The organism is Pseudomonas sp. BF-R-01 (genome assembly GCF_019946615.1).
Classification (GTDB): domain Bacteria; phylum Pseudomonadota; class Gammaproteobacteria; order Pseudomonadales; family Pseudomonadaceae; genus Aquipseudomonas; species Aquipseudomonas migulae.
Genome location: NZ_JAGYFX010000169.1, coordinates 1 through 7,492, shown reverse-complemented (window position 1 = coordinate 7,492; position 7,492 = coordinate 1). Strand labels below are relative to the sequence as shown.

Genomic DNA, 7,492 nt, shown 5'->3' with positions numbered 1-7,492 from the left:
CGCCCCCTCGAGAGGCCGAGTGGAGGTTCTGCGTAGTGGGCAACCCGGCATGGATGCCGGGTTAGCCGCCCCCGGCCATGGATGGCCGATGGCGGCGGGCCCACGGAGCAGGACCGGAGCGAGGGCATGCCGAGCCTTAGCGAGGCACCGAACGAAAGGGGCAAGAGCCCTTGGTTACTTGGGGCTTTTCCAAGTGACTCGCCGTAAGGGCGAAACCAATAGAGGCCGTTACCGCAGCAACGGATATGCCCCAAACCAAACCACCAAACCACGCGTCACGCCAAACGCTGAGCCTTCTCGTCCTCACCCAAACAAGCCGCCGCCGTAAACAACACATCAGTCGAAGAATTCAGCGCAGTCTCCGCCGAGTCCTGCAGCACACCAATAATGAAACCAACCGCCACCACCTGCATGGCAATTTCACTCGGAATGCCGAACAGACTGCACGCCAGTGGAATCAGCAACAACGAACCGCCCGCCACACCCGAAGCGCCACAGGCACAAATCGCCGCAACGACACTCAGCAAGATGGCAGTCGGAATATCCACGGCAATACCCAGCGTATGCACCGCCGCCAGGGTCAGCACAGTAATGGTGATCGCAGCACCCGCCATGTTGATCGTCGCCCCCAGCGGAATCGAAACCGAATAAGTGTCCTCATGCAGACCCAGGCGCTTGCTCAGTTCCAGATTGACCGGAATATTCGCCGCCGAACTGCGGGTGAAAAACGCCGTGATGCCGCTTTCACGCAAGCACATGATCACCAGCGGATACGGGTTGCGACGCAGCTTCCAGAACACGATCACCGGGTTCATCACCAGCGCCACAAACAGCATGCAACCCAGCAACACCGCCAGCAGATGCGCGTAGCCGATCAAGGCACCGAAACCGGAAGTGGCGAGGGTCGACGCCACCAGGCCGAAAATCCCCAGCGGCGCAAAACGGATCACCAGGCGCACGATCAGGGTCACGCCGTTGGACAAGTCGCCGAGCACTTCACGCGTGGTGTCACCGGCATGGCGAATGGCGACGCCCATGCCGATGGCCCACGCCAGAATGCCGATGAAATTGGCATTCATCAGCGCGCTGACCGGGTTATCCACCACGCTCAGCAGCAGGCTTTGCAGCACTTCGCCGATACCGCCCGGCGCCGTCACCGCGACGTCGTGGGTGGACAGCACCAGGCTCGACGGGAACATCATGCTGGCCACGACCGCGACCACGGCCGCCGCAAACGTGCCCAGCAAGTACAGAAACAGAATTGGGCGAATGTGGGTTTCCTGGCCGTGCTTGTGGTTGGCGATCGACGCCATGACCAGCACGAACACCAGAATCGGCGCGACGGCTTTCAGCGCCGAGACGAACACTTTGCCGATGAACGCAGTGGACTTCGCCACGTCCGGCGCAACCAGCGCCAGGGCAATCCCGGCGAGCAGGCCGATGATGATTTGCGTAACCAGGCTCAAGCGTTTCAAGCGTTGCAATAGCGAAGGGGATGAAGCGGTCATAAAACGGCATCTCTGATTTTATTAGGTGCGGGGTGTCGCGACATCGCGGCCATTAAAGGGCGGATGAACAGGGTGTACGAATCGCAGGGCGCGGACTTTATCACAGCGTCGTCCGCATCCCTCAGACCTGTGACGATCTGCCGCCCGCCTGTTAAACGCGATGTGCAGGTTCGTGCAACCGCCTTTGGAAACACTCTGTTAAGATTGCGCATCCTCATTTTCATGTCTGCCAGTGAGCCTTCGGGCTATCGCTGGTGTTGTCGTTTTCTGGAGTTCTGCATGCTGTTGCCCATCCTTCTGTTGTCCGCCGCCGGTTTCACGGTGCTGACCACGGAATTCATCATCGTCGGCCTGTTGCCGGCAATCGCCCGGGATCTTGAAGTGACCATCCCCCAGGCCGGTTTGCTGGTGACGTTGTTCGCCTTCACTGTCGCCGCGTTCGGGCCGTTCCTGACCGCGTACTTCGCCCGGTTCGAACGGCGCAAGCTGTTCATCTCGGTGTTGATCATGTTCGGCCTGGCCAACACCCTCGCGGCGTTTGCGCCGAACATCTGGGTGATGGCCGTTGCGCGGTTGATCCCCGCGCTCGGGCTGCCTGTGTTCTGGGCCCTGGCCAGTGAAACGGCGGTGGACATCGTCGGGCCGGATTACGCCGGGCGCGCCATTGCCAAGATCGGTTTCGGCATCGTTTGCGCGACCGTGTTCGGGATTCCGGTGGGTACGTTGATTTCCGATGCGTTCGGCTGGCGCAGTGCCTTCGGCATTCTGGCGGTGATCGCGTTTGCCAAGGCGTTGCTGCTGTTTATCTACCTGCCCAAAACCAGCCTGCATCAACACCAGGTGAGCTTCCGTTCGCAGTTCAAGATCCTGCGCAGCCCGTTGATGATCGGGCACGTGTTGCTGTCGATCCTGGTGTTCAGCGGCATGTTCACCGCTTACACCTATCTGGCGGACATTCTTGAGCGGTTGGCCGGTTTCAACGGCACCGTGGTGGGTTGGTGCCTGATGGGCTTCGGCGCGGTGGGCCTGATCGGCAACTCGTTGGGCGGTCGCGCGGTGGATCGTCATCCGCTGATCGCTTCCGTGACGTTCTGCGCGTTCATGATCGCCGGCATGGTGACGCTGGTTCCGAACATCCATTCGCCGCTGGGTCTGGCGGCGGCAATGGGCATTTGGGGTGTGACACAAGCGGCGTTGTTCCTGGTCAGCCATGTGCGTTTGATGAAAGCCGCGCCTGAAGCACCGGCGTTTGCCGCGTCGCTGAACATCGCCGGCGCCAACCTCGGCATCGGTCTGGGCGCGATGGTCGGCGGTCGGGTGATCGACAGCGTTGGCCTGGGTGGGCTTGGCTTTGCGGCGGCCGGTTTTATTCTGATCTCGATCCTGTTGGCCATGGCGCTGATGACCTTCAAGCCCCGCGAAGTCTGCGCCTAAGCCTCACATCGCGGTGAACAGCTCGCGTCGGGCACCTTCGGTAATCGCAACGATGCCGGGGTGCTTGACCTTGCGCTCCACCGAAATGGCGTAGAACGACTCGGTCACGGCGTCGGTCTGGCCAATCAATTCCACGCCGCACTGACGCTTCACTTCATCGGCAATCACGCTCGGGCCAATGAAAATTCCGCTGCCGGACTGACCGAAGGCCTGCATCAACGCGCTGTCGTCGAACTCGCCGACGATGCGCGGCTGAATCTGCTGCTCGGCAAACCAGCGTTGCAAACGACTGCGCACCACGGTTTCCGGCCCCGGAATCAGCAGCGGTGCGCCGTGCAGGCTGCGCGGGAAATCCTGGCCGTACTGCGCCGCCAGTTCGGCGGTGGCGAAGAAACTGATTCCGCATTCCCCGAGTTTCTGGCTGTAGCCCTTGATGTCGAGGTGCGACGGCATCGGGCTGTCGGAAATCACCAGATCGAGGCGTTGAATCGCCAGGTCGGCGAGCAAGCGTTCGAGTTTGTCTTCGCGGCAGGTAATGCGCAGCGGTTCGCTCAGCTCCATGGTCGGCGCGATCAGGCGGTAGACGATGGATTTGGGCACCACATCAGCCACGCCAACCCGAAACAGAATCTGTTGTTCATTGGGTTGCGCCCGCAACATCAGCTCCAATTCACCGCCGAGCTGAAACATCTGCTCGGCGTAGGGCAGGGTCTGGCGGCCGGCTTCGGTGAGTTCCAGCTGTCGTCCGACCCGACGAAACAACTCGATGCCGTAGGTTTGTTCGAGCAGGGAAATCTGCCCGCTGATGGTCTGCGGCGTCAGGTTCAGCTGTTCGCAGGCGCGCACGATGCTGCCGGTCTTGGCCACGACCCAGAAGTAATGCAGTTGTCGATAGTTGAGCATGGCGACCTACAGTTCGTGAAAACCGAAGTATAACCGCTAAAAATACGAATTTTCCTGAAGTGTTTGCCTCCCTAGAATGCCTCGCTATCAACGGGCCATCGTTTCGGCCCGTTTTGTTCTATCGAGGAAAGCATCATGAAGCTTAAAACCACGGCACTGTTGATTGCGTCTTTACTGGTGCTGGCCGGTTGCGACCAGGCCGAAAAAAGCGCTCAGCAACTGATGGGCAAGGCTGCCGAATCCGCCAAGCAAGCGATTGACGACACCCACAAAGCCGCCGAGCAAGCGCTCAGCGATGCCACCAGCGGGTTGATCAGCAAGAAAGAATCATCGGGCGACGATAAAGAGAAAACCGAATCGTCGTCCCAGGAAATCTAAACCGTCTTAAAACGAGTCAGGACTGACCCATGGAATACCTTTTAGAACTTGCTGCAAGCCCCACCGCCTGGGTCGCCCTGGCCACGCTGGTGGTGATGGAAATCGTGCTCGGCATCGATAACCTGATCTTCATCTCGATCCTGACCAACAAACTGCCGGAACAGCATCGGCAGAAGGCGCGGCGCATCGGTATCGGCATGGCGCTGATCCTGCGACTGGCACTGCTGAGCACCATCGCGTTCATCGTCCAGTTGACTGAGCCGGTGATCGAGATCCTCGGCCACGCGTTCTCCTGGAAGGACATGATCCTGATCGCCGGCGGCCTGTTCCTGTTGTGGAAGGCGACCACCGAGATCCATCACAGCATGGACCCGGCGCCGGAAGATCCGAAGTCGGCGACCTCGACCGTGACCTTGGGCTTTGCTGCCGCGATCGGTCAGATCCTGATGCTGGACATGGTGTTCTCCATCGACAGCATCATTACCGCTGTCGGCATGACCGAGCATTTGCCGATCATGATCATCGCGGTGGTGGTGTCGGTGCTGGTGATGTTGTTGGCGGCTGACCCATTGGCCAAGTTCATCAACGACAACCCGACGGTGGTGATGCTGGCGCTGGGCTTCCTGATCATGATCGGCATGACGCTGATCGCCGAAGGCTTCGGCGCCCACGTACCGAAAGGCTACGTCTACGCAGCCATGGCGTTCTCGGCAACGATTGAAGGCTTGAACATGATGTCGCGACGGGCCAAGCAGAAGCGCATTGCCGCTGAAGCGTAACCTGGGCTGAAACGAAAACGGCCGCCTGCACTCGCAAGAGTCCAGGCGGCCGTTTGTATTTGGGGTATTAAAAAGTGTCCGTCAGTGCGCAGTGGCGTGACGTGCAACCGGTTTATCGGTTTTCGTCACCCGAGCCGGCTGGGCGGGGTGGTGATGGTGCCTGCGGGCAATTCGTAGGACTCCCCACAACATGGCGGCGGCAACAGCCAGCCAACTGAAAATCAACATCACAATGGTCATTGTCAGGCTCATCAGTGCCTCCTCTTCGCCCTGCTTCGGGCACACACGCTTTGCAAGTGACAGTCTAGTCGCTGCCATGTTGCAGGCTATTGACCAAAGGTCGGTGCCGACCAATCAGTTCGCTCTATCGAACGCAATCAACTGCCGGTTAAGGCTATACCGCTGTCGCGCGGCGTCCTATGATCAACGGCCAAGCCGGGAGCATGGACACCTGGCGTCTGAACAAGAGAGTGATGATGGTGCGGGTATTTTCGCGAATTCGAACGGCAGCCCTGATTGTTGGCTGTGTTGCAGGTCTGGCTGGCTGCGCGGGCAGTGTGGCGCCGGAGGTCAAGCGTCTGCCGGAACGCGTGGAACTCAGCGGGACGTTCTACCGTGGGCAAAGCTTTCAAAGCGGGCCCCAGGTGCTGGCCAGTCTGTTGGCCCAGCAGGGCATCGTGATTACTCCAGGGTTGCTCGAAAAACCTTTGCACCTGCCGGGCGCCGAAGCGCAATTGCAGCAGAACATGCAGAACCTCGCCCGCGAGTACGGGATGGTCGTTTACCCACTCGACAGCCATTTGCCTGCGCTGCTGACCCAGGTTGCGGCGGGTTACCCGGTGATGGTGCGCTTCACTGAAGGCTCGGCGTTCTGGGCTGAACCGCGTTACGCCATTCTTGCCGGGTACAACCGTCAGAAGCGGACTGTGTTGCTGCGCTCGGGAATGAATCGTCGGGAGTTGATGAGCTTCAGCTCGTTTGAGTCGTCGTTCAAGGATGCGGGTGGTTGGGCGGTGCTGATCCAGAAACCGGAGCAGATTCCGGCCAACGTTGATCAGTCGCGTTGGTTGAAAGCGGCGAATGATCTGGCTCAGGCCGGTCAGGAGCAGGCTGCTGCCCGTGCGAAGAAGGCGCTGACTTCGCAGTAAGCTTCCCGTTCGTCATCTGCCCGGCACTGCCACTTGCGATTGGCCTCTAAAGGATAAGGGCCCGGATGTTTCCGGGTCCGTCCCAAGGAGGCGTCCATGACACATCCCACTTCACCCTCCGGCCCGCACTCGTCCGAGCATTCTTCAGGCAATGAGTTGGGTTTCGATCCGGATTCACCGGACCTTGCCGACCCTCAGGTCGACCCCATCGGACCAGCCAGGGCGCCCAGGGATGTTAAACCGGGCGAGGCGGGCAAGGCTCCCGCCAAACCTTACGACCCGCTCGCGAATTTGAAACCCTGACGTTTTGTGTGAGGTGCGTATGTCTACTGATTCGAGTTTTGACGACAAGCGTCCGGACAGTGTTCCAACCACTGTGGAGGATGATATTGATCCTGTGATGGATCCGGACAGTCCGATGCGTGATCCGTTGGTCAGGCCGGTGGTGAGGCCAAGGGATCCGAGTGCGGGGGATGGTATTCCGGATGATGATCAGATGCCGTTGCCGAATGATTGAGTTTTCGGTTTGGCGTTCAGTGGATTGGGGGTATATCCGTTATTGCGGTAACGGCGGCTAACGGTTTCGCTTTTACAGCGAGTCACTTGGAGAAGCGCCAAGTAACCAAGCGCTCTTGCCCCTTTCGTTCGGCCCTTCGCTTAGGCTCAGGGTGCCCTCGCTCCGGTCCTGCTCCGTGGGCCCGCCGCCATCGGCCATCCATGGCCGGGGGCGGCTAACCCGGCATCCATGCCGGGTTGCCCACTGCGCAGAACCTGCGCTCGGCCTCTCGAGGGGGCGACTACCGCCACAGCTGCCGAGGCGGCCTGAAAGCCGACCTGGCTCTTCAGTCGTCCGTGTTGCCCTTCTTTGATGCGTTCACTCATTCCGGACATGCACACCAACCCCCTGTAGGAGCCGGCTTGCTGGCGATAGCGTTGGGTCATCCAACATATTTATTAACTGGATGGACGCCATCGCCAGCAAGCCGGCTCCTACAATGGATTGGGTTCACACGATTCAAAATTGTAGGAGCTGGCTTGTCGGGTCACCGCATCGCAGCGATGGACGCCAACGATAACGCGGGCTGTCTGAATGAACGCGTTGTTCAAACGCTTTTCGCCGGCAAGCCGGCTCCTACAGGAAATCGCATACGCTTTTGATTTCCACCACTCATCAGGCCGAGCGTTAGCTCGCCTTCAGCTTTTGATCTTGAGGTGCACGCCCCCTCGAGAGGCCGAGTGGAGGTTCTGCGCAGTGGGCAACCCGGCATGGATGCCGGGTTAGCCGCCCCCGGCCATGGATGGCCGATGGCGGCGGGCCCACGGAGCAGGACCGGAGCGAGGG

Annotated in this window: 9 protein-coding genes; 6 read left to right on the top strand and 3 right to left on the bottom strand. The window is 59.9% G+C overall.

Going from position 1 to position 7,492, the window contains the following annotated elements; genetic code table 11:
* Positions 1-275 precede the first annotated feature (275 nt).
* Positions 276-1,508 carry a serine/threonine transporter SstT gene (gene sstT / locus KGB27_RS30310; protein WP_008033700.1) on the bottom strand — a complete coding sequence of 411 codons (1,233 nt, stop codon included), beginning with the start codon at positions 1,506-1,508 and terminating at the stop codon, positions 276-278.
* Between the two features lie 279 nt (positions 1,509-1,787).
* Between sstT and KGB27_RS30305 the strand changes: the two genes are divergently transcribed.
* Positions 1,788-2,942 carry an MFS transporter gene (locus tag KGB27_RS30305; RefSeq protein ID WP_008033699.1) on the top strand — a complete coding sequence of 385 codons (1,155 nt, stop codon included), beginning with the start codon at positions 1,788-1,790 and terminating at the stop codon, positions 2,940-2,942.
* Positions 2,943-2,945: 3 nt separating this feature from the next.
* On the opposite strand, the gene nhaR is transcribed toward KGB27_RS30305, so the two are convergent.
* Entirely contained in the window at positions 2,946-3,845 is a 900-nt protein-coding gene (nhaR, locus tag KGB27_RS30300) for a transcriptional activator NhaR (RefSeq protein WP_192229174.1), read from the bottom strand.
* Between the two features lie 135 nt (positions 3,846-3,980).
* On the opposite strand from nhaR, the gene KGB27_RS30295 reads away from it, so the two are divergent.
* Both KGB27_RS30295 and KGB27_RS30290 read left to right on the top strand, forming a co-directional pair.
* Entirely contained in the window at positions 3,981-4,223 is a 243-nt protein-coding gene (locus tag KGB27_RS30295) for a hypothetical protein (protein ID WP_008044162.1), read from the top strand.
* Between the two features lie 29 nt (positions 4,224-4,252).
* Complete coding sequence (locus KGB27_RS30290) at positions 4,253-5,002, top strand: TerC family protein (protein WP_008044163.1); 750 nt, start codon at positions 4,253-4,255, stop codon at positions 5,000-5,002.
* 81 nt (positions 5,003-5,083) lie between these two features.
* On the opposite strand, the gene KGB27_RS30285 is transcribed toward KGB27_RS30290, so the two are convergent.
* The gene (locus tag KGB27_RS30285) at positions 5,084-5,254 is read right to left on the bottom strand and encodes a hypothetical protein (protein ID WP_177318192.1); all 171 of its coding nucleotides are present in this window, start codon (positions 5,252-5,254) and stop codon (positions 5,084-5,086) included.
* A 167-nt stretch (positions 5,255-5,421) separates the two neighbouring features.
* Here KGB27_RS30285 and KGB27_RS30280 point away from each other — a divergent pair, with 167 nt between their 5' ends.
* The 3 genes from KGB27_RS30280 (at position 5,422) to KGB27_RS30270 (ending at position 6,667) form a co-directional block, all read left to right on the top strand.
* A complete protein-coding gene (locus KGB27_RS30280; RefSeq protein ID WP_207285960.1) occupies positions 5,422-6,150 on the top strand; it encodes a peptidase C39 family protein in 729 nt (242 codons plus the stop codon).
* A 96-nt stretch (positions 6,151-6,246) separates the two neighbouring features.
* Positions 6,247-6,453, top strand: coding sequence for a DUF6021 family protein (locus KGB27_RS30275; RefSeq protein WP_008033692.1), 207 nt, complete (start codon positions 6,247-6,249; stop codon positions 6,451-6,453).
* A gap of 19 nt (positions 6,454-6,472) precedes the next feature.
* Entirely contained in the window at positions 6,473-6,667 is a 195-nt protein-coding gene (locus tag KGB27_RS30270; RefSeq protein ID WP_207285961.1) for a hypothetical protein, read from the top strand.
* The last annotated feature ends 825 nt before the right edge of the window (positions 6,668-7,492 follow it).